The sequence below is a fragment of the Streptomyces sp. NPDC046985 genome (assembly GCF_040644415.1).
In the GTDB taxonomy this organism is placed as follows: domain Bacteria; phylum Actinomycetota; class Actinomycetes; order Streptomycetales; family Streptomycetaceae; genus Streptomyces.
Genome location: NZ_JBEYWK010000013.1, coordinates 47,207 through 67,205, shown reverse-complemented (window position 1 = coordinate 67,205; position 19,999 = coordinate 47,207). Strand labels below are relative to the sequence as shown.

Sequence of the window (19,999 nt, the reverse complement as noted above, 5' to 3'; positions counted from 1 at the left end):
AGGAGCGATGCCGACCGCATGCGTCGCAGAGAGCTGTACGACGCCGCATCGGGCAGGGGAGGTCCCCCCTTACTGCCGTGGACCAGCCCGGAGGGGAAGCCCTGCTACCTGAGCAGTGACGGCCGGGGTTACCTCTCCACCCTCGCCGACAGCATCGAGACGGTACAGCTCAGCATGGGCCAGGAACTTTTGACGTACGCCCGCGACGCCACGGCACCCGGCGCGAAAGCCCTGTCGGCGAGCGAATGCCGCTGGTTGGCCTGCCGGTTGGCAGAAGCCCTGGCGGACGCGCTCAGGGTCGCGGACTCGCGCGGACAGCGCATCCCGGATCAGGAAGAGGCGGCCGCGGATGCCTGACTCTTCGAACGCCGGCGCACCAGTGCGCAACTCCTCTCGGGGGTGCTACCGCTTCCGTGAGTACCACATGACCACCGTCCCCGACTCCTTGGCGCTGCCAACGTTCGAGGCGGTCTGCGTCACCGGCGAAGAGCACCACTGCGGCGCCACGTCAGGCACGCTGCACACCTCGGACGAGCTGACCCGTTGGATCACCGGACACTGCGCCCAGAGCAGCCACGAGTTGTACGAGCAGACCGTCCGCGCTCTTGTCCGTGCCGAGCCTGGCGCGTGGCAGTAGAGTCCCGCTGCACCGACACCAGACAGCGGCAGCGCAATCGTGTGCCCCGAGCCGTTGACGGCAGTAGCGACGGCAACACCCACGGATTTCCCCGCACAACCGCGGACACCGGCGGAACGCAAAACCCACGCTGACCAGCGAAGAAGCAGGTAGAGGGGTACCGCGTAGCACACGTACTATGTGCTGGCGGGGGCCACGCCGGTTCTTGTGCACAATTGCGATGACGGCGACCTTGTATCGGCGGTCCAGGGCCGGTACAACGAAATTACTGACCCGAATAGCTCTGGATATCAGTCGATTCGGCAGCGAGGGCCTGTGCTTACAGGCGTAAAGGACCGTCTCACGGGAGATGTGAAACTAGGCCAGAATGGTGGCGACTTTCCGAATAACCTCCACCCGAGCCTAGCGGCACGTTTGGAGGGCGACGGGGCTGATGGTTGGTACCCTGGAAGCTCTGGGGTGCACGGAGAAATACATGCACTCAATGATCTCCTCTGGGGGCGAGAGGCGGCGGGCTTGAGCACTGAAATCGATGACAGCTTTGTCTTCTACAGCATGAGGCTGAGAGGGTCGGCGCAGGGGCAGCAGATTCTTCGGTGCGGAAGTTGTTTCACTCTGACTGGTGGTGCCGATGAGCTCGGATGAAAATGCAGGTCACGAGGCTCTGCGGGTGCCAGATGGTCAACTCGACTATGACGAAGAGTTGATCTACTGGTTTTGCGGAGAAAAGTTCACCGGAATCGGGTATGAGGAAATTTCGGGGCGAGGGGTGTCGGAAGTCTCCTACCGGGACGGACTGCAAGACGGTCCCGCTCGCGATTGGTATCCGTCGGGGGCGCTAAAGGGCGAGTCGATCTATCAAAAGAATCTTCTCCATGGGCACGTTCGAGAATTTCGGGAGAATGGAGGTCTGATTTCCGATAAAGAGTACGAGCATGGAATCCTTGTTCGGAGTGCCGAATACGATGCTTCCGGAGAGATGACTTCCAGCTCTACCCTTGCGGAGGGTAGTCCAAATTACTCTCGATTGCAGCGGCTCCGCGAGCATTTCTCTTCTGACTGAATGTCAGACGCGGCCGAGGCCCCGCCGGATTTATGTCCGGCGGGGCCTCGGCTGCGTCTGGCGTGTCTGACGGCAGTAGTTGACGGCAATGTCAGCGGACGGGTGCTGCACAAAGGGGTGGCTCGTCGCCGTCGGCGGGTCGCGTGGTGGGCTGGGCGGGATTGCGGAGGGCGTTGCCGAGGAGGTTGATGGCATCGCGTTGGAGGCGGAGTCGGACGTGGGCGTACACCGTCGCAGTCACACCGATGTGGGCATGGCCCAAGAGTTCCTTGATCACGACGAGTTCGACACTCTGTTCGAGGAGGGGGGTCGCCGCCGAGTGCCGTAAATCATGGAACCGGATGCGGCGGAGCTTGGCCCGGCGGAGCAGGGTGTTGAAGTGTCGGGTGAGGGTGGCTCCCTTGCTCGGGGAGCCGTCGGGCCGGGTGAAGACGTAGCCGCTCGCCTTCCAACCCGCCCCGCAGTTCCGCGTTCCTGGCGCTGCCGGTCACGGTGATCTTCGAGGGAGCGCAGACACGGCGTGGGCAGGGCGATACGGCGTTCAGGAGATGGTGTCTTCGAGGCTGCGGAAATACGTCAGGCCGGGCCGGCCGGAGAGGTGGGTTTTGCCAGTGGTGGTGAAGCCTGTGCGGGTCAGGACGGTGTGGGATGCCGCGTTGTCGAGGGTGGTGGCGGCCCGGAGGGCGGTCAGGCCGTATCTGTGGGCCGCCAGGCCGCACACGTCCCGTACCGCGGAGGTGGCGACGCCCCGGCCCGTGGCCCGTTCCGCGATCCGGTAGCCGAGCGTGGCGCAGCCGTCCGACACGTCGACCAGGTTGACCCGGCCCAGCACCTCGCCCTCAGCGCCGATCAGCACGTGGAAGTAGCAGCTCCCGGCCTCCTATTCGGCCAGCAGGTCGCCGAGCAGTTCGTCGAACCGGGCGAAGTACTCCTCGCCTCGGTCGGGGATGGACGCCGCGAAGTACGCCCGGTTCTCCCGTTCGAAGGCGAGGAGCGCGGGGGCGTGGTCCGGATGAAGCAGTCGTAGCTCGGCCATAGGGCGGACGGTAAGCCGCCTGACCGTCCTCCCGCCATGGGGGCGACGGCACGAGCGCACCGTCCCGAGGCGGGCGGGAACACCGCGCCCGCCCAGTCCTCCGCGGCGGCTGATCGCCCCGCTAATGATCGCTCCGCTACTGCTCGTCGCGCGTGGCGAGCCGTCGGGCGACCTCGGTCTCGACCGTCTCGCGCAGTTCGTCCGGCGTGCAGCCGAGGTCGCGCAGGATCCGTGCGGCCGGGCTCTCCTCGGTGCGGATCAGGCCCAGCAGCATGTGCTCCGTGCCCACCCAGTCGTGGCCGAGATCCGCCGACGCGCGGTGCGCCTGCTCGATGGCCTCCTTGCTCTCCGGGTGGAACGGGATGTGACCCCGCGGCGCCTTCTTCCCGGCCGGCGGCAGCGCTTCCATGACGGCGTCGCGGACGCGCTGCTTGGACCCGGTGTGCGCCACCAGCACCTTGTACGCCAGGCCCTGCGGTTCGCCGAGCAGGCCCAGCAGGAGGTGTTCGGTGCCGATGGAGTCGTGCCGGTGCGTCCGGGCGGCTTCCTGCGCCAGCACGATGCTGTGCCGGTTCAGGTTGGTGAACCGCTCGAACGCGTTGGGCGTGTGGCGTTGCTGGGCGGCCTGCTTGGACACCCCGATGGCGTCGCCGATCTCGGTCCAGGACGCGCCGGTCCGCTTGGCCTTGCTGACGTAGTGGTCGATGAGCTGGTCACCGAGGGCGGACAGGGTCTGGGCGCGCAGTCGCGCCTCACGGACGCGGGCCAGTTCGTCCGCGGCGGGGAGTTCCTCGTCGAGACGGGCGATCAGGTCGGCGAGGCTGATGTCGAGAGGGCTCATGCGTCAACTTTAAATTGACGATCCTCTATCGTCAACTTCTTATTGACGATTTCTTCTGGCGGTGTGCGGGCCAGGGCGGTCGCCGCTGACGGCGGCGGCCGCCCTGCCTCGGCGTTCAGGGGATGGCCGGGTCAGTACCAGTAGCCGGAATGCCAGTAACCGTCGCCCCACCAGCGGTCGTGCCAGCGGTGGTGCTTGCCGTGGTGCGAGTAGTCGTACCTGTCGTTGTAACGACCGTCGTGCCGGTAGTCGTACCGACCGTGGTGCCGGTTGTCGTACCGATTGTCGTACCGGCCGTCGTGCCGGTCGCCGTACCGACCGTCATGCCGGCCGTCGCGATAGCCGTGGTTCCGGTCGCCGTGCGAGCCGTCGTGGCCCGAGCCGCGATCGCCGTGGTAGGCGCTCAGCGAGGCCGGCGCCGACGTGGGCGCCGCCGAGGCGGCTCCGGCCGTGCTTATGGCGGCGCCGCCGGCCAGCATCATGCTGGCTGCCGCCAGGACGGCGGCCCTTTTCGCCCTACGTGCGTGCATTGCGTACACCTCCTTCCGGATGTCCGGGGAAACCATGCCTGTCATTCGGAATCAGCGGTTCCGTGGTTTGCGCGCTCCGCCGGGTTTCTTCGCGAGGGCGTTCAGCTCCTCCCGGGGCGTTCGGCGGGTCCGGGACCAGCGCATCCGGGACCAGCGCATCCAGAACCGGCGCATCCAGGACCGGCACATCCAGAGCGCCTCCGGCGACGAATGACTCGGACAGTCAGTGAAGGTGTGCGTCATGAAGCGTGATCTATGCCGTCTTCGGTACGACTCGGCCGACCCCGCCGGCGAGGTGCGCGACGATCTTCGGGCCCGGCTGGCGCGGTGGCGGGCGGAGGACCTCACGGACGACGCCGCGGTGGTCGTCAGCGAGTTGCTGTCCAACGCCCTGCGTCACGGCCGGCCGCCGGTGCGCGTCGTGTGCGCGCTGCGGCGCCGGTCCGGCGACCGGGCCACCCTGCACGTCGAAGTCGCCGACGCGGGACACGGGTTCGACGCCGCGCGCATACGGGCCCGGTGGCGACGCCCCTCCTTCGCGCTCGGGGAGTCCGGCCGCGGTCTGTACCTCGTCGACGCCCTGGCCTGCCGCTGGGGAGACCGGCCGACCCGGACCGGACACGTCGTCTGGGCGGACCTGCGCGTCGACGGCGGCGAGGCGCCGTGGTCCGGCGGCCGTTGCGCTGTCCGGGCCGCCGTCCGGTCCGTCGTCAGATCCCGCGCCCGGTCCCGAGCCGAGTCCCCGACCAGGTCCCGAGTCCGCTCCCCGACCGAGTCCCGAGCCCGGTCCGCAGTTCGGTCTCACGCCCGGTCCGCTGCTCGATCCCACGCCGGGTCCGCAGCCCCGCCCCGAGCCGGGTCCGCAGCCCCGCCCCACGCCCGGTCCACGGCCCGGTCCGCCGTCCCCGCCCCCGACGCATGCGCCATTCGGGCGGGCGGCGGACCCGATCGGACCCACTTCACGGCCTGACGGCGTCCAGCGGGCGCGGGGACGAAGGGAGGCCATCAGGCTGGAAGCTCTGGAAGCTGAGGATCCGGCCGAAGACGAGACGAGAGGATCCGGCCGAGGACGGACGAGCGGAGGGTGGGGACGGATGCCCGGACACAGGTCCGCCGCCGACAAGGATCTCGACAGGTACCTGACGGAGACCGCTCAAGGCAGCGAGGAGGCGTTCGCCCTGCTCTACGACGGCTTGTCCGGCTCCGTGCGAGGACTGGTCCAGCGGGTGGTGCGGGACGCGGCCCAGGCCGAGGAGGTCGCCCAGGACGTCATGATCGAGATCTGGCGCACCGCGCCGCGCTTCCACCCCGAGCACGGGTCGGCGCGGGCCTGGGCGTTCGCCCTGGCGCACCACCGCGCGGTCGACCGGGTCCGCTCGACGCAGGCGGCGTCGGACCGGGACCGCAGGGCGGCCGCGTGCAACAGCGAGCGGCCCTTCGACCTGGTGGCCGAACTCGTGGAGGACCGGGACGAGCGGCGCAGGCTGTACCTCTGCCTGGAGTCGCTCAGCGAAAGCCAGCGGATCCCTCTGGTGCTGGCCTACTACGAAGGGCTGACGTACGAGGAAGTCGCTCGGGCGCTGGGCAAGCCGACCGGCACCGTGAAGACGCGGATGCGCACCGGTCTGCACCGCCTGCGCGCGTGCCTGGAGGCCGGCGAATGAACCGCGGACCCGATCCCCATGACGCGGTGGGCGCCTACGTCCTCAACGCCCTCCCCCCTGACGAGCGGGCGGCCTTCGAGAGCCACCTGTCCTCCTGCCCGGCCTGCCGGCAGGAAGCGTCGCAGCTCATGGACGCGGTCGTCGGACTCGCCGAAGCCGCCGCCGTGCCCCCCGACAGCGCGGTGCGCGCCCGCGTCCTGGACGGCGTCCGGCGCACCCCGCAGGAGGCGCCGCCTACGCCCCCGGAGGCGCCGCGCACGGCAGCCGCGGCGCCGTCCGGAGGCGTACGGCGCACGCAGCGGTGGGTCCCCTGGGCGCTGGCGGCCTGCCTCGCGGGGACGGCGGCCGGCGGGTCGCTCGCGTGGTGGCAGTACGAGCAGGCGCAGGACGCCCGCCGCCTGGCGTCCCGCGCGGAGTGGCACGGCGCCGAACTCGCCGAGGTGCTCACGGCCCGGGACGCCGTGCTGCGGACCGGTGACCTGAGCAAGGGCGGCTTGGCGTGCGTCGTCGCCTCGCGCCAGCAGCGGAAGGCCGTGTTCATCTCGTACGACCTGCCGACTCTCAGCCGTCAGCGGGTCTATCAGCTCTGGTACTCCGATCACGGCGCCTACCGGTCGGCCGGCCTGCTGGCCGGCGCGGGCGGACAGCAGGCCCGCGTCCTTCTGGGGACGCTCGACAGTGCGACGGCCATCGGGATCACGGTCGAACCCGCGAACGGCTCCCCCCAGCCGACGACTCCGCCCCTGGGCATGGTCCAGATCTGACGGGGTTCTGACGTGGTCCCAGAAGCGTGCTGCCGCGCTGGGGAAGGCGACCGGACTGGGAAGGCGACCGCGCTGGGACGTGCGGCCGCGCTCGGAGAGCGGACCCGTTAGCGCGATCGGGTGATCTCCGCGCCGATCAGCAGTCCGCGGGCGACGCCGGGCCGGATCACCCGTGTCCGCCGCAGGAGGCGACGGACCGGCGGTGCTCGCCGCCGTAGAGAGTGCAGAGGGTGAGGAAGGAAACGTGATGACGTACCTGGGTTCTCGTTCTGTGAGGGCTGCCGCTCTGGTGGCGGCCGCGGGCGCGGTTCTCCTCGGTGGGGCCGCGGCGGCGTCGGCGGACAGCGGCGCGCAGGGGGCGGCCGTCGGTTCGCCCGGAGTGCTGTCGGGCAACCTGATCCAGGTCCCCGTGCACATTCCGGTCAACGCCTGCGGCAACACCGTGAACGTCATCGGCGCCCTGAACCCGGCCTTCGGCAACGCCTGCGCCAACGGCTGACGTTCGGGACGTACGGGCGGCCTGCGCGCAGCAGCCGCTCAGCCCGGCGTCCGCGCTCCGCCACTCGGGGCGCGGACGCCGGGCGCCGCACACGGACGCCGGGCGCCGCGCGCCGCCGGGGCGAGCCGGTCGGGGACGGACGCCCGACCGCCGCTTGGCCTGCCGCCTCTCCATACGGCCGGCTACCGGCGCGGACACCGCGAAGAAAAGCGCGGGCGCGAGACGGCGGTGCGAGGGATCATCGGCGCGTCGGATACCGGCCGACCGCCGATTTCGCGTTGCACGACTTCTGCCGCACGGCGACGTGCCCCGCCGCAGGTCGGGCGTTGCGGGGGCGGTCGGTGGGGGACGTCAGGGCCGGGAGCCGGGGCTGTCGTCGTCGGCGGCGTCCGCGGTCTCCGGGAGGTCGTCGCGGTCGCCCTCCGCCTGGGAGGGCGTCGGGTACGGGGTGTCGGGACGGGTGGCGGCGCGGCTGGCCTCGGCGTCGTCTCGTTCGCCCTCGGCCTGGGACGGGGTGTGCTCTCGCATGGTCATGGCGGTGACTCCTGTGAGCGGATACGGTCGCTCGGCCGCCGGGTACCCCGTACGGGCTCGCCTCACCGCCGTTCTGCCGCCCCTCGCGCGGGGAGGGAAGAGCGGGCGCCGGGCGGAGCCGGTCTTCCCCCGGGGCGGGCCGGGGCGCGGGCGTCACGCGCCCAGCGGCTTCAGGACCAGCGGCTCGATGTTGCCCTCCAGCATCTCGCCCAGGCCGCGGACCGCGCACACGTCGGGACGCTCCGCGATGGAGACCGGCATGCCGGTGGCCTCGCGGACCATCTGGTCCAGGCCGGGGAGCAGCGCCGAGCCGCCGACCATCGTGATCCCGCGGTCGCCGAGGTCGGCCACCAGGTCGGGCGGGCACTCCCGCAGCACTCGGTAGATGCCGTCGAGGACGGCGGTCAGCGGGGTCTGGATCGCGTCGCGCACGGCGGCGGTGTCGATGACGACCGACCGGGCCAGGCCGGTGGCCACGTCGCGTCCGTGGATCTCGGTGGCCGAGGGTCCGGAGAGGTTCAGTCCGTTGCCGTGCAGGGCCAGGTGCAGGGGGCGTACCGACTGGCTGGGCAGCATCAGCGCGTGCTCCAGGCGCAGGTGCTGCACGATCGCGTGGTCGACCGCCTCGCCGCCGACGGGGACGCGTTCGGCGGCGACGATGGAGCCCAGGGAGAGGACGGCCACCTGGGTCGCCGCCGCCCCGCACACCATGATCATGGTGGCCTCGGCCCGTTCCACGGGCAGTCCGCAGCCGACGGCCGCGGCGATGAGGGTGTCGACGAGTTCCACGCGGCGGGCGCCGAGGCCCACCAGCGTCTCGACGGTGGCCCTCCGGGCGAGCGGATCGGCCTCGTGCGGGGTGCAGGCGGCGGCGCGCAGCCGGGGTTTGCGGCGCAGCGACCGGCGCATCCGGTCCCCGAGCAGGTGCCGCAGCATGCGCTGGGCCATCTCGATGTCGATGACCGTGCCGCCGGTGACCGGGCGGACCACGCGGATGTAGTCGGGAGTGCGTCCCGTCATCCGCTCCGCGAAGTCGCCGACCGCGATGAGCGCCCCGCTGCGGGTGTTCACGGCGGCCACCGAGGGCTGGTCGACCACGAGTCCGGCGCCCTTGACGTACACACGGGTCCGGGCCGCTCCCAGGTCGACGGCGAAGTGGCAGCGGCGCAACTGCTCCAGAGTGGCGGGCATGGCGGATCCTCCCGAGCACGGACCGAGGCGGCCGCCGGGCGCGGCCCCTCTGGCATCGTGCGCGGCACGGGACGGTGGACGCCTGTTCTGGGGGGCCGGGCGGGGCGCCGCTGGACGAGTGCTCTTCGCGCTCCCGCGCCGCGTCAGTGCTGGACGACCGCCGGATACGCGTAGGGTGGTCCGCCGCATCCGCCGCATCCGCCGCATCCGCCGCATCCGCCGCATCCGCCGCATCCGCCGCATCCGCCGCATCCGCCGCATCCGCCGGGGGGGAGCCTGCCACGGCGGCCGTCCGTCCGCCTCGCCGGTTCTCGTGCGCCGCAGTCCTCCTGGCGCTCCGCGCGCGGCGTCTCGGTGCGTGCGGGCGCGCGGCGCAGTCGCCTTGTGCGTACGGGGCCCGCGCCCGCTCAGCCCCGCGGCAGGGCCCGCTTCATGATCTTGCCCATGTCGTTGCGGGGCAGGGCGTCGAGGAGGCGGAGCGCGCGGGGACGTTTGTGCGGGGCGAGCCGGGCGGCCACGTGGGCGGCCAGTTCCTCCAGTCCCGGCGGGGAGTGGGGGTCCGCCGGGACGACCCAGGCGACGATCCGCTCCCCGAGGTCGCCGTCCGGCTCCCCGGTGACGGCGGCCTCCCGGACGGCCGTGTGCTCCAGCAGCGCGTTCTCGATCTCCCCGGCGCCGATCTTGTAGCCACCGCTCTTGATCAGGTCGGTGGCCTTGCGGCCGACGATGCGGACGTAGCCGTCCGGGTCGCGCACCGCCATGTCCCCGGTGCGGAAGAACCCGTCGGCGGTGAAGGCGGCGGCCGTCGCGTCAGGCCGGTTCAGGTACGCGGTGAACAGGTTCGGGCCGCGCACCTGGATCTCCCCGACCGTCTCGCCGTCGAACGCCGTGAGCGGCGTGCCGTCCTCCTCCGTCAGGCGCAGCTCCACGCCTGGCAGCGGCGTGCCGACCGTGCCCGCGCGCGCCTCGCCGTCGGCCCGGACGCTGGTGTTCATCAGCGTCTCCGTCATGCCGTACCGCTCGATCACCCGTCGCCCGGTGGCCGCCGCGATCCGCTCGTGGTCGTGCACCGGCAGCGCGGCCGATCCGGATACCAGCAGCCGGGCGCCCGACAGCGCCCTGGCCAGCCCGGGATCGCCGGGCAGCGCCTCCGCGATCCGGTGGTACATGGTGGGCACCCCGAAGAGCATGGTCGCCCCGCCGTCCAGCTCGCGCGCCACGCCCTCGGGAGTGAACCGCCCCAGGTGCCGTACGGAACCGCCGCGGCGCAGCGGTCCGAGGACGCCCAGCACCAGCCCGTGCACGTGGAACAGCGGCAGCCCGTGCACCAGCACGTCCTCGGCCGTCCACTGCCACGCGTCGGCGAGCGCGTCCAGGGTCGCGGCGACGGCCCGGCGCGGGAGGACGGCGCCCTTGGGCGGTCCGGTGGTGCCGGAGGTGTAGACGACGAGGGCGGGATCGCCGTCGCCCGCGTGCGCCTCGGGGGAGAGGGCGGGGGCGGGGGTCTCGGCGGGCGCGGCGTACGCGGCGCCAGTGTCGTGTACGTCGACGTCGGCCCGCTCCCGCTCCGCCAGCGCCTGCGGAAGCTCCTCGCCGGGTCCCGCCAGCACCAGCGACGGCGCGCTGTCGCCGAGGATGTGCTCCAGCTCCTTCGTGCCGGACCTCGGGTTGAGCGGCACCGCCGCGACCCCGGCGAGCAGCGCGCCCACCACCCCGACGGCCGTCTCCAGCGTCGGCGTCGCCCACACGGCGACCCGTTCCGCCCCGCGCACCCGCGCGGCGACGGCGCCGGCGGCCGCCGCGAGTCCCGCGTACGTCAGCGACCGGTCGCCGAAGCGCAGGGCGACACGCGCCCCCGGATCATCCGTGAGGGCCGGAAAGAGAGAGGACACGGGACGCACTCCTGATGACGGGAGGGACGGCTGGGAAACGCACCCCGTTCCTACCCCACCGGGTTCCGGACCGACCGCGTTCCGGTCCCACCGGGTTCCGCCCTCACCGGCTTCCGCCTGCGCCGCGCTCCGGCCTCCCCAGGTTTCGCCCTCACCACGTTCCGGCCTCACCACGTTCCGGCCTCACCATGTTCCGGCCCCACCACGCCCCGCCCTCACCGCGCTCCGGACCGACCGCGTTCCGGTCCCACCGGGTTCCGCCCTCACCACGCTTCGGTGCCACCACGCTCCGGCCTCACCACGCTCCGGCCTCACCGGGTTCCGCCCTCACCACGTTCGGGCCCCACCGCGTTCCCGCCTCACCGAGTTCAGACCCCGCCGAAGGCGACGGTGGTCGTCGCCGTTTCCGGCCTGGCTGTTAGCGTGCCAGGCGGGCCGCCCCGGACCGCGCGCCGCCGCGACCGCCGCCGCGCGGGTCGCGCCGGTCGCGCCCGCCCGCGCCGGTCCGCCGAGACCGTCCCGTCACGACCGCGCCACGCAGAGGGAGCCGCCGCCGTGCCCCGAGTCGCCATCGCCACCTACGACCCCGGCGCCGCGCCCAGCCACGACCGCGACCTGGACACCCTGGTACGGGCCCTGCGCGCCGCCGGGGCCGACGCGCAGGCCGTGTTCTGGGACGACGAACGCGTCGACTGGGCCGGGTTCGACCTCGTCCTCATACGGTCGACCTGGGACTACAGTTGGCGGGCTGCCGAGTTCACGGCCTGGGCCGAGCGGTGCGCGAAGGCGACCCGGATCGCCAACCCGGCGCCCGTCGTGCGCTGGAACGCCGACAAGCGCTACCTCGCCGACCTCGCCGCGGCCGGCGTCCCGGTCGTGCCGACCCGCTACCTCGCCCCGGGAGAGACCCCCGGCCCGCACGACCTGCCCGAGGACCACGACTTCGTCGTCAAGCCGACCTTCGGGGCCGGCGCCCGTTTCGCCGCCCGCTACACGCCCGCGGAGCGGGAGACGGCCGTCGCGCACGTGGCCCGGATGCACGCGGACGGGCTGACCGCGATGGTGCAGCCCTACCTCACCCGCATCGACGTCAGCGGCGAGCGGGCGCTCCAGTTCATCGGCGGCCGGCTGCTGCACGCCAGCCGCAAGCGCGCCGTACTGTCGCCCGGGACGGCCTACGACGCGGAGAAGACGCCCCACCCGAACTTGGAGCCCTGGTCCCCGACCCCGGAGGAACGGGCCGTGGCCGAGCGGGCGTTGGCGGCCGTCCCGGACGGCGGGGCCGCCGGGCTTCTGTACGCCAGGGTCGACCTGGCGGACGGCGCGGACGGCTCGCCCCAGGTGATGGAGCTGGAACTGGTCGAGCCGAACCTCTTCCTCTGGCTGCACCCGCGGTCGCTGCCCGAGGTCGTCGCCGCCGTCCTCCGAGCCGCCGCCGCGGCCTGACGGCCGGATCAAGCGTCGGCCGCGCGCGCCTCTGCCGGCGGTCCACCCGCCTCCGCTACGGCCCCTGCCCCGCCTCCGTCACACGCCCGCACGCGCCTCCGCCACGCGCCTGCCTCCGTCTCCGCCACGCGCTTACCGCCCCCGCCTCCGCTACGGGCTCTCCACCCGCATGCGCTGCAACAGGCCCCACGTGAACTCCGCGACCGCCTCGCGCGGCACGCCCCCGGCGTCGGGGGCGGTGAAGGCCAGGCCCCAGCGGGTGGGCGCCGTGCCCTCCAGCGGGCGGGCCGGGGGGAAGGCGCGGGCGGCCTCGTCGACCGTGCAGGACCAGGGGGTCAGATCGTCCACGGTGCGCAGGTCCGGCCCCTGGGCGCCCGGCGCACGGACCAGCCACGCGTTCCACACCCGGCCCTTGGGCGCGGCCAGCACCTCGAACCGCAGGGTCGGCCACAGCGGCAGCGGCCACCGCCACGCCTCGCAGTCCAGGTCGCCGACGCGGACGGCGGCGGTGGACTCGGGCGGCCCGAGGACGGAACGGTAACGGGACGCCTCGGCACGCGCCCGCGGCGACCGGACCATCGCCTGCCAACGCTTGTTGGCCTCCCGCATCCGCGCGAGCGGGACGCCGAGGGTGCGGCGTGCGTCCTCGACCAGGTCCGGATTGTGGTCCGCCATCCGACGCAGCAGCACGAGCTGGAAGTCGAGCGGCGTGAGCCCAGACGCCGAGGATGACGAGGACGGTGAGGACGACGAGGACGACGAAGAGGACGACGGGGGCGGCGGCGTAGGGGCGGGCATGCGCCCATCGTCCACCAACCCGCACAGGAACACGCCGTCCACGCCCGCCCCGGGGCGCGGGCCCGGGACCGTACGTCCGAACCCACCGTCCGCGCTCGGCCCGCGCCCCGCCCGCGCCCCGCTCGCACCCGGCCCGCGCCCGTTCCGGGCCGTACGCCGGGCCCCCGACCCCCGCCCCGGGACCCCGCCCCCGGGACCCCCGCTCCCCGGACCCCCCACCCCATTGCCCCCGCCCCACCCCCTGACTAGCCTGTGTTCGCTATGACGACCGCCTGTTGAGATTTCGAACACGCAGGCATGGACTCAAGGGAGGGGGCCGGCCGTGGGACGCCTCGTGCCCGCCGTGACCCGGGCTCTCGACATCCTGGAGCTGTTCCTCGACGGGGACGGGACGCTGTCCGCGCCCGACATCGTGCGCCGGCTGGGCCTGCCGCGGACCACCGTGCACGAGCTGGTCACCACGCTCGCCGCCCGCCGGTACATCGTCCCGGCCTCCGGCCAGCCCGGACGCTACCGGCTCGGCGTGCGCCCCTACCAGCTCGGCAGCCGCTACGCCGAGCAGCTCGACCTCGCCGCCGAGGGCGGGCAGGTCGCCCGGTCGGTCGCCGAGACCTGCGACGAGACCGTGCACGTGGCGATCCTGGAGGACGCCGACGTCATCTACATCGCGAAGGTCGACTCCACCCAGGCGGTGCGCATGGTCTCCGCGGCCGGACGCCGCCTGCCCGCGCACTGCACCTCGGTCGGCAAGATGCTGCTCGCCTCCCTCCCGGAGGAGGAACTCGCCGCCCGCGTCCCCGACGGCGCCGAACTGGCCGCGATGACCCCCGACAGCATCACCGACCCGGCCGCCCTGCGCGAGGCGCTGGCCGCGATCCGGCAGCGGGGCCTGGCGGTGGAGAACCGGGAGTCCAACCCGGACGTGAGCTGTGTGGCCGCGCCCGTGCGCGACCGCACCGGGCGGGTGGTCGCGGCGCTGTCCATCTCCGTGCCCATGATCCGCTGGAGCGAGGAGCGCCGCGCCGGACTGGAGCGGCTGGCCGCGCAGGGCGCCGCCGAGCTGTCGGAGCGCCTCGGCCACCGGAGCCCGCGATGACCGCGACCCGGCGGGTCCGCGAGGTCGCGGTGCACGCGCGGGCCGAACTGGGGGAGGGCCCCACCTGGGACGCGGCGGCCGGACGGCTGATCTGGGTGGACGTCCTCTCCGCCCGGGTGCACACCTACGACCCGGCCACCGGACGGCGCACGGTGCGCGCCGCCGGGCAGCACGTCGGCGCCGCCAAGCCGCGCGTCGGAGGCGGCCTGGTGCTGAACCTGCGCGACGGGGTGGGCCTCGTCGACGTCGACGGCGCCTTCCGCTGGCTGCACCGCGACCCGGCGCCCGGCCGCCGGGGCAACGACGCCGCCGTGGCGCCCGACGGCGCCCTCTGGGCCGGCACGATGCGCTACGACGAGGCCCGCGGCGGCGGCACGCTGACCCGGCTGGCCGGGGACGGCTCGGCGCGCACGGTGCTGAAGGACGTGACGGTGAGCAACGGGACGGGCTGGAGCCCCGACGGACGCCTCATGTACTACGTCGACAGTCCGACCCGCCGTATCGACGTGTTCGACGTGGACGGCGAACGCGTGGGCGACAGGCGGGAGTTCGCGCGGATCGAGGAGGGCGCGGGCTTTCCGGACGGGCTGGCCGTGGACGCCGCGGGCTGCGTGTGGGCGGCCCTGTGGGACGGCGGCGCGGTCCGCCGCTACACCCCGTCCGGCGAGCTGGACCAAGTGCTCCGCGTCCCCGTTCCCCGCCCCACCGCCTGCGCGTTCGGCGGCGCGGACCTGACCGACCTGTACATCACCACGGCCCGCGTCGGCCAGAGCGCCCCCCACCCCCTGGCGGGCTCGGTCCTGGTCGTCCCGTCGGCGGGCCAGGGGCTGCCCCAACCGCCCTTCCAGGGCTGACCGGAGACAGTCCCGCCGCCGTGGCCGGCGGACCGTTCCGGCCGCAGGGCTAGGCCGGATCCAGCTCCCCGAGGATCTTGGCCTCCGCCGGGGTCAGCGGGGGGCCGGAGAGCGGGGGCAGCAGCGGGCCGGCGGCCACGTCCAGGAGGGTGCGAGGGCGGAACAGGCGCTCCGGACCGGCCTGCACGCTGGTGACGTCCCACAGGGCGCTCGCCGCACGGTAGGAGCCGGTGGCGGCCCGGGTCAGGCGGCGGCTGTAGCGCGTGACCAGACGGTCCGTGAGACCGGGCCGGGCGCCCCGCGTGCCGGGGTACCAGACGTCCTGGCCGACCGCCGCCGCCCAGGCCGCGTCGACCGGCCGGGCCGCCCGGCGCTGCACCCGGCGGGCGAGGCCGGGCGCCGTGACGCCGCCCGCGCGCCGCACCTCCTCCGCCAGCGCCAGCGCGCCCAGCGCCGCCACCGACATGCCCTGCCCGTAGGCGGGATTGAAGGTCGCCACCGCGTCGCCCAGGGCGACGAAGCCCTCCGGCCAGCGCGCCGCCCGCTCCAGCCGGCGGCGGGTGTTGCTGGTGCTGCGGCTGACGTGCACGTCGGTGAGGGGTTCGGCGTGCCGCACGAGTCGGCCCACGATCGGGCTCGGCAGACCGAGCGCGTAGGCGAGGAAGCCCTCCGGGTCCGACGGAGGCTCCGCCCCCCGGGTGCCGGCCAGGCTGACCATCCAGCGGTCGCCCTCGATCGGCAGCACCATGCCGCTGCGGCCCGGCTTCCCGGCGTACGGGTCCGCCTGCACGAGGGTCAGCGGGAACTGCTCGGCGCCCGCCGGAATCCGGTAGACCCGGGTGGCGTTGGCCAGCCCGGGGTCGACGGTGCGCTCGCGCACCCCGGTGACGCCCAGCTCGCCCAGGCGGCCGACGACCCGCGAGCCGCGCCCCGCGGCGTCGACCACGAAGTCGGCGTCCAGCACCGTCTCCCGCCCGCCGGGCCCGGCGATCCGGACGCCCCGCGCCCGGCCCGCGTCGCCCGCGAGCCCCACCGCGTCGGCCTTGCGGATCTCCGCGCCGGTCGGTGCGAGCACGGCCTCCCGCACCGTCCAGTCCAGCAGCGCCCGGGTGCAGGTGAGCATGCGCGGCCCGTCGTGCCGCCAGCGCCGCAACCAGCCCTCGGACGTGTGCGCCAGCATGCCCCAGCCGAGGGCTATCTCCTGGGCGCCCGCCGCCAGCAGCCGCCCGCGCACGTCCGCGTCCGGCGCCAGCTCCTCCAGCGCGGCCAGGCCGCCGGCCATCAGCAGGTGGGCGTGGCGCCCCTGCGGCAGCCCCTTGCGGTGCTCAGGACCGCCGGGCAGGTCGTCGCGCTCCAGTACGACCACCTCGTCCACGGCGGGACGCAGCGCCGCCGCGGCCAGGGCGCCGGCCAGGCCCGCGCCGATCACGACGGCCCGGCGATGAGTGGGGGACATGCGGCTCCTCGGAGTAGACCACGGGCTCAGCTCCTCGGAGTAGACCATGGGATCAGCCATGGGAGGTGCTCACCGTCCCCTCCTCTCTGCCCTCCCGGTCTTCCGGGCCTTCCCGGCCTTCCCGGCCTTCGCGAACGGCGGGTTCGGCGGGTTCGGCGGGCGAGCGGAGCACGGCCTGCGCCAGTTCCACCAGCCCGCCCGTGCCGGACACCTCCGTGGCGTGGAGGCGGTACCCGCTCGGCGCCTCCAGCGGCTCCTCGCGTGCGGCGGCCCGGCGGGCGGCGTCGGCGACCATCGCCGCCTCCGCCGCGATCCGCGCCTCGTGCCCGCCGCGGCCCGCGTGCCGGGCGGCGCTCAGGGCGCGCTCGCGGACCCGGTCGTCGAAGTACGGCGCGAGCCCGAGCAGGGCGTCGTGGATGGACATCTCCCGCCAGTGCAGCCGCGCCCGGGGCAACTGCCACAGGGAGCTGGGCGGCTTGGGCGCGGTCGACACGAACCGCACCCGCGACCACAGCGGGCCCAGCCGCCGGTAGTCGCGCAGCACGCCCAGACGCGCGGCGGCCGCCGGCTGAAGCCGGGGCAGCGCATACCCTGCCGAGCACAGCAGGGCGCCGAGCGAGGCCAGCGGCGGCGCCACCTGCGTGGACAGCACGTCCAGGTCGTGGCCCGCCCACCGGGCGGCCACCGCCGTGTACTTGCAGAGCTGGAAGCCGACCACGTCCAGCAGCGACCCGGCCAGGATCAGCCGGATCCCGGCCCGCAGCAGCCCGGTGACCTCCCGGCTCCACTTGACGCACAGCACGCACATGGTCAGCGTGGCCGCGCTGTGCCCGATCAGGTAGAGCAGGATCATCTCGCGCAGATACGGGGTGTTGGCGTAGTAGGTGTCGAGGTCGTTGAGGCGTTCGGAGCGGGCGTCGCCCAGCGCGAACAGCACGACGATCGCGACGATCAGCGCCGCGTACGCGGCGACGCTGCGCAGCACCATCCGCCGCACCCGCTCGCGCGGCCCGCCCCGCCAGTGGATCAGCAGGATCACCAGCGAGCAGCTATACGCGCTGAGCATCCCGTACGTCACCGGGGCGCCGAAGTTGGGGACGCCGGTGAGGCTGTTGACCGCGGCCAGGGTCAGCGGCGCCGAGCACACGAAGACCAGCGAGCCGAGCACGATCGCCGCGCAGGTGGACAGGGTCAGCGGATCCCGCAGCGCCATGCCGGGCCGCAGCAGCAGCACCACGGCGGACAGCCCGAACAGCCCGGCGGCCAGGTACACGATCAGACTCACGCCGCCCACCCCCGCCTCGCGGCGCGCGCAGGCCGCGCGGACGCCGCCCGCGCCGTCCCGCTCACAGCGCTCCCGACGGCGTCGTCCCGCCGCGTACGCCCCCGGCGGCCACGCCCTCGGGGGGCGGCGGCCCGGCCGTGCTCAGCGCCTCGGCGATCCGCACGAGCGCCGCGGGTCCGGGGACCCGCTCGCCGGGCCGCCCCCGCGACGCGGCGTACCCGGCTTCCTCCAGCCGGTCCAGACGGTCCAGGCGGTCTGATCGGTTCAGCGGGTCCGGCCGGTCTGATCGGCCCAGCGGATCCAGCCGGTTCAGCCGGTCGGCGGCCTCGGGGAAGACCGGCGTGTCCGGGTCCGCCGGGGTGCGACGCTCGCGGACCGCCGCCGTGATGACCGCGGCCCAGGCGACGGCCTCGGCGAACTCCTGGTCGCCGGTGGTCTCCAGGGCCCTCGCCCGGGTGCACTCGAACAGGGAGCGGTCCAGGGAGGCGTCCAGATAGCCGAGCGCGTTGTGGATGCTGGTCTGGCGCCACATCAGCCGGGTGGTGGGGGAGGACCAGCGCGGGCGGGGCAGCCGCAGCGCCCGCCGGGTGAGCAGGTCGTCGAGTTCGCGCTCCAGCGGCGCCAGCCGGGCGTACGTGCGCCAGGACCGCCGCCACTCCGTCAGCCGGGGACCGCCCAGCGGCACCAGGATCCCCACCGAGGTGAGCACGGCGCCGAGCCCGGCCGCGGCGGGCGAGACGTTCGTGCCGAGCGCCGCCCAGTCCCGCCCGCACCAGCGCGCGACCACGGCGACCAGCTTGGACACGCTGTACCCGGCGTTGCACAGCGACCCCAGGCCCAGGACCACCAGCCCCGCGCGCAGCCAGCCGCCGACCTCGCGGGCCCAGCGCAGCGACGAGACCGTGGTGACGCTCGCGGCGGTGAGGTGCCCGAGCAGGTACAGCACGATCATCTCGGCGATGAACGGCGTCGTCGCGTAGTAGGTGTCCAGGTCGGTCCGGCGCTCCACCGGCGCCGTGCCGAGGGCGAAGGCGACGGCGATGCCGACGAGCACCAGCGCGTAGGCCACCACCCAGCGGCGGGCCACCCGGTGCACCCGCTCGCCGCCCCGCCAGTACACGATGAGCACCTGGGAGGCGGCGCAGTAGGCGGTGATGGACGCGTAGGTCAGCGGCGCGGCGAGGTTGGGCACGCCGCTGAGGCGGTTGACCGCGCCGACCGTGGGCGCGGCCCCGAGCAGGAAGCAGGCCCCGGCCAGCCCCAGCACCACGCAGATGGCGCGCAGATAGGGGTCGCGCCGGTTGCGGACCAGGTCGGGGGTCTTCACCGCGAGGCCCAGCCACAGCGCGCCGCAGCTCCCGTAGTTGATCAGACTCGTCATCTTCGCTGTGTTCCACGGTAGTTGAGCGCGGCGCCGATCCGTCCCGCGAGGTCGCCCTCGGCGGCCGGATCCGCCGCGGGCACGGAGTCCGCCTGGCCCTCCTCCAGCCAGGCGCGCAGCCGGCCGCCCATGAGCATGCCGAACTGGTCGGCCTCCTGCTCGTCGGCCAGGCTGAAGTCGGTGCGCGCGGCGACGGGCCGGGGCGCGCCCGTGACCGGCGCCGAACCGCGGTCCTGCGCGCGGCGGTTCATGTGCCACACCTCGTGGCAGAAGATCACGATCTGGTGCCATACGGCGGCCCGCCGGTCCACGACCACCACGTCCTGCGCCTCGCCCTCCAGCCACAGGCCGCTCGCGGTGTGCGGCGGGAACACCTCCCGGCGGACCACGACCGGCCGGCCGCGCCAGGCGCCGACGGACTCGACGAGCGCGGCGAACAGCGTCTCGGGATCGGCCGGGGCCGGCACCGAGACGCGGTCGACGAGAGCGTCGGCGAGACGCCGCATCTCCCTTTTCCTTCGCACCTTTTCCCCTCGACCCCCGCCTGACGTGTCGTCCGCCGCGTTCCGCGGCGCTCTCCGCGCCCCTTCCGGATCCTTCGCGCCGTGCCTGCCCTTCAGCCTCCCTGTCCGCCCCTGCGCGCCCTTCCCATCATCCCCGTGCCGCGGACGGCGCGGGGCGATTCTCCTGCGGCTTCACGGCATCCCCTCATGGAGGGGATGCCCCCGGGCCGACGACGACTCGCACGCGGACGCAAGTCTCCTCGCCCCGCGGCGCGAGGGCCGTGGTTCGACCGCAGCCGAACCGAGAACGGCCGGAAAACGACCGCGGTCCCGCCCTCCGGCCACGGCATTCCTCCGGGTGACGGCTCCCGGCAACTGTCCCTCCGGGGCGACGGTTCGCCCTCGCGGCGGTCCGGCTCGGCGTGGTCCGGCGCCCCGACGCGTCCGGCCGCGTGAGGGCGCCGCGCTCCGCGACGGTCCGTTCTGGCGACGCGTCCGGTTCCGGGGCGGTCCGGCGCCACGGCGGTCA

General features: G+C 73.8%; 21 protein-coding genes and 2 pseudogenes. 11 read left to right on the top strand and 12 right to left on the bottom strand.

What is annotated here, in order from left to right; all coding sequences use genetic code 11:
• Positions 1-18 precede the first annotated feature (18 nt).
• The 4 genes from ABZ861_RS18355 to ABZ861_RS18340 all read left to right on the top strand — a co-directional run bounded on the left by ABZ861_RS18355 (position 19) and on the right by ABZ861_RS18340 (position 1,700).
• Positions 19-357, top strand: a complete 339-nt coding sequence (locus tag ABZ861_RS18355; RefSeq protein WP_361631234.1) for a hypothetical protein — start codon at positions 19-21, stop codon at positions 355-357.
• Complete coding sequence (locus ABZ861_RS18350; RefSeq protein ID WP_361631231.1) at positions 350-637, top strand: hypothetical protein; 288 nt, start codon at positions 350-352, stop codon at positions 635-637. The genes ABZ861_RS18355 and ABZ861_RS18350 overlap by 8 nt, the downstream gene beginning before the upstream one ends.
• A gap of 180 nt (positions 638-817) precedes the next feature.
• A complete protein-coding gene (locus ABZ861_RS18345; RefSeq protein WP_361631228.1) occupies positions 818-1,282 on the top strand; it encodes a YwqJ-related putative deaminase in 465 nt (154 codons plus the stop codon).
• Positions 1,260-1,700, top strand: a complete 441-nt coding sequence (locus ABZ861_RS18340; protein WP_361631505.1) for a hypothetical protein — start codon at positions 1,260-1,262, stop codon at positions 1,698-1,700. The genes ABZ861_RS18345 and ABZ861_RS18340 overlap by 23 nt, the downstream gene beginning before the upstream one ends.
• Positions 1,701-1,791: 91 nt before the next feature.
• Here ABZ861_RS18340 and ABZ861_RS18335 read toward each other — a convergent pair.
• The 4 genes and pseudogenes from ABZ861_RS18335 to ABZ861_RS18320 form a co-directional block, all read right to left on the bottom strand.
• Positions 1,792-2,261 (bottom strand): annotated as a pseudogene (locus ABZ861_RS18335) (site-specific integrase); the annotation flags it as partial.
• Positions 2,242-2,736, bottom strand: a pseudogene (locus ABZ861_RS18330) (GNAT family N-acetyltransferase). The pseudogenes ABZ861_RS18330 and ABZ861_RS18335, both read right to left, overlap by 20 nt.
• Before the next feature lie 136 nt (positions 2,737-2,872).
• Positions 2,873-3,577 (bottom strand): Clp protease N-terminal domain-containing protein, encoded by a 705-nt coding sequence (locus tag ABZ861_RS18325; protein WP_361631225.1) that lies wholly within the window; start codon positions 3,575-3,577, stop codon positions 2,873-2,875.
• A 131-nt stretch (positions 3,578-3,708) separates the two neighbouring features.
• On the bottom strand, positions 3,709-4,107 hold the full coding sequence (locus tag ABZ861_RS18320) for a hypothetical protein (protein WP_361631222.1): 399 nt from the start codon (positions 4,105-4,107) through the stop codon (positions 3,709-3,711).
• 241 nt (positions 4,108-4,348) lie between these two features.
• Between ABZ861_RS18320 and ABZ861_RS18315 the strand changes: the two genes are divergently transcribed.
• From ABZ861_RS18315 to ABZ861_RS18300, 4 genes are all read left to right on the top strand, one after another.
• Positions 4,349-5,077 (top strand): ATP-binding protein, encoded by a 729-nt coding sequence (locus tag ABZ861_RS18315; protein ID WP_361631219.1) that lies wholly within the window; start codon positions 4,349-4,351, stop codon positions 5,075-5,077.
• 124 nt (positions 5,078-5,201) lie between these two features.
• The gene (gene sigK, locus ABZ861_RS18310) at positions 5,202-5,771 is read left to right on the top strand and encodes an ECF RNA polymerase sigma factor SigK (protein WP_361631216.1); all 570 of its coding nucleotides are present in this window, start codon (positions 5,202-5,204) and stop codon (positions 5,769-5,771) included.
• Positions 5,768-6,535: an anti-sigma factor gene (locus ABZ861_RS18305; protein WP_361631213.1), complete on the top strand. Its 768-nt coding sequence runs from the start codon at positions 5,768-5,770 to the stop codon at positions 6,533-6,535. The genes sigK and ABZ861_RS18305 overlap by 4 nt, the downstream gene beginning before the upstream one ends.
• A 247-nt stretch (positions 6,536-6,782) precedes the next feature.
• Entirely contained in the window at positions 6,783-7,034 is a 252-nt protein-coding gene (locus tag ABZ861_RS18300) for a chaplin (protein WP_361631210.1), read from the top strand.
• Between the two features lie 351 nt (positions 7,035-7,385).
• On the opposite strand, the gene ABZ861_RS18295 is transcribed toward ABZ861_RS18300, so the two are convergent.
• The 3 genes from ABZ861_RS18295 to ABZ861_RS18285 all read right to left on the bottom strand — a co-directional run bounded on the left by ABZ861_RS18295 (position 7,386) and on the right by ABZ861_RS18285 (position 10,651).
• Positions 7,386-7,568, bottom strand: a complete 183-nt coding sequence (locus ABZ861_RS18295; RefSeq protein WP_361631207.1) for a hypothetical protein — start codon at positions 7,566-7,568, stop codon at positions 7,386-7,388.
• Positions 7,569-7,721: 153 nt separating this feature from the next.
• Positions 7,722-8,759 (bottom strand): rod shape-determining protein, encoded by a 1,038-nt coding sequence (locus ABZ861_RS18290; RefSeq protein WP_361631204.1) that lies wholly within the window; start codon positions 8,757-8,759, stop codon positions 7,722-7,724.
• Positions 8,760-9,166: 407 nt separating this feature from the next.
• On the bottom strand, positions 9,167-10,651 hold the full coding sequence (locus ABZ861_RS18285) for an acyl-CoA synthetase (RefSeq protein ID WP_361631201.1): 1,485 nt from the start codon (positions 10,649-10,651) through the stop codon (positions 9,167-9,169).
• Positions 10,652-11,206: 555 nt separating this feature from the next.
• Here ABZ861_RS18285 and ABZ861_RS18280 point away from each other — a divergent pair.
• A complete protein-coding gene (locus ABZ861_RS18280; protein WP_361631198.1) occupies positions 11,207-12,097 on the top strand; it encodes a hypothetical protein in 891 nt (296 codons plus the stop codon).
• Positions 12,098-12,247: 150 nt separating this feature from the next.
• Here ABZ861_RS18280 and ABZ861_RS18275 read toward each other — a convergent pair whose 3' ends face one another.
• A complete protein-coding gene (locus ABZ861_RS18275; RefSeq protein WP_361631195.1) occupies positions 12,248-12,895 on the bottom strand; it encodes a hypothetical protein in 648 nt (215 codons plus the stop codon).
• A gap of 322 nt (positions 12,896-13,217) precedes the next feature.
• Here ABZ861_RS18275 and ABZ861_RS18270 point away from each other — a divergent pair, with 322 nt between their 5' ends.
• Both ABZ861_RS18270 and ABZ861_RS18265 read left to right on the top strand, forming a co-directional pair.
• Positions 13,218-13,991 carry an IclR family transcriptional regulator gene (locus ABZ861_RS18270; RefSeq protein WP_361631192.1) on the top strand — a complete coding sequence of 258 codons (774 nt, stop codon included), beginning with the start codon at positions 13,218-13,220 and terminating at the stop codon, positions 13,989-13,991.
• The gene (locus ABZ861_RS18265) at positions 13,988-14,845 is read left to right on the top strand and encodes an SMP-30/gluconolactonase/LRE family protein (RefSeq protein ID WP_361631189.1); all 858 of its coding nucleotides are present in this window, start codon (positions 13,988-13,990) and stop codon (positions 14,843-14,845) included. Before ABZ861_RS18270 ends, ABZ861_RS18265 begins: the two co-directional genes overlap by 4 nt.
• 49 nt (positions 14,846-14,894) lie before the next feature.
• On the opposite strand, the gene ABZ861_RS18260 is transcribed toward ABZ861_RS18265, so the two are convergent.
• From ABZ861_RS18260 to ABZ861_RS18245, 4 genes are all read right to left on the bottom strand, one after another.
• Entirely contained in the window at positions 14,895-16,301 is a 1,407-nt protein-coding gene (locus ABZ861_RS18260) for an FAD-dependent monooxygenase (RefSeq protein WP_361631186.1), read from the bottom strand.
• A gap of 52 nt (positions 16,302-16,353) precedes the next feature.
• Complete coding sequence (locus ABZ861_RS18255; protein WP_361631183.1) at positions 16,354-17,586, bottom strand: MAB_1171c family putative transporter; 1,233 nt, start codon at positions 17,584-17,586, stop codon at positions 16,354-16,356.
• A gap of 61 nt (positions 17,587-17,647) precedes the next feature.
• On the bottom strand, positions 17,648-18,967 hold the full coding sequence (locus ABZ861_RS18250; protein WP_361631180.1) for an MAB_1171c family putative transporter: 1,320 nt from the start codon (positions 18,965-18,967) through the stop codon (positions 17,648-17,650).
• Positions 18,964-19,473, bottom strand: a complete 510-nt coding sequence (locus tag ABZ861_RS18245; RefSeq protein WP_361631177.1) for a toxin — start codon at positions 19,471-19,473, stop codon at positions 18,964-18,966. Before ABZ861_RS18245 ends, ABZ861_RS18250 begins: the two co-directional genes overlap by 4 nt.
• Positions 19,474-19,999 lie beyond the last annotated feature (526 nt).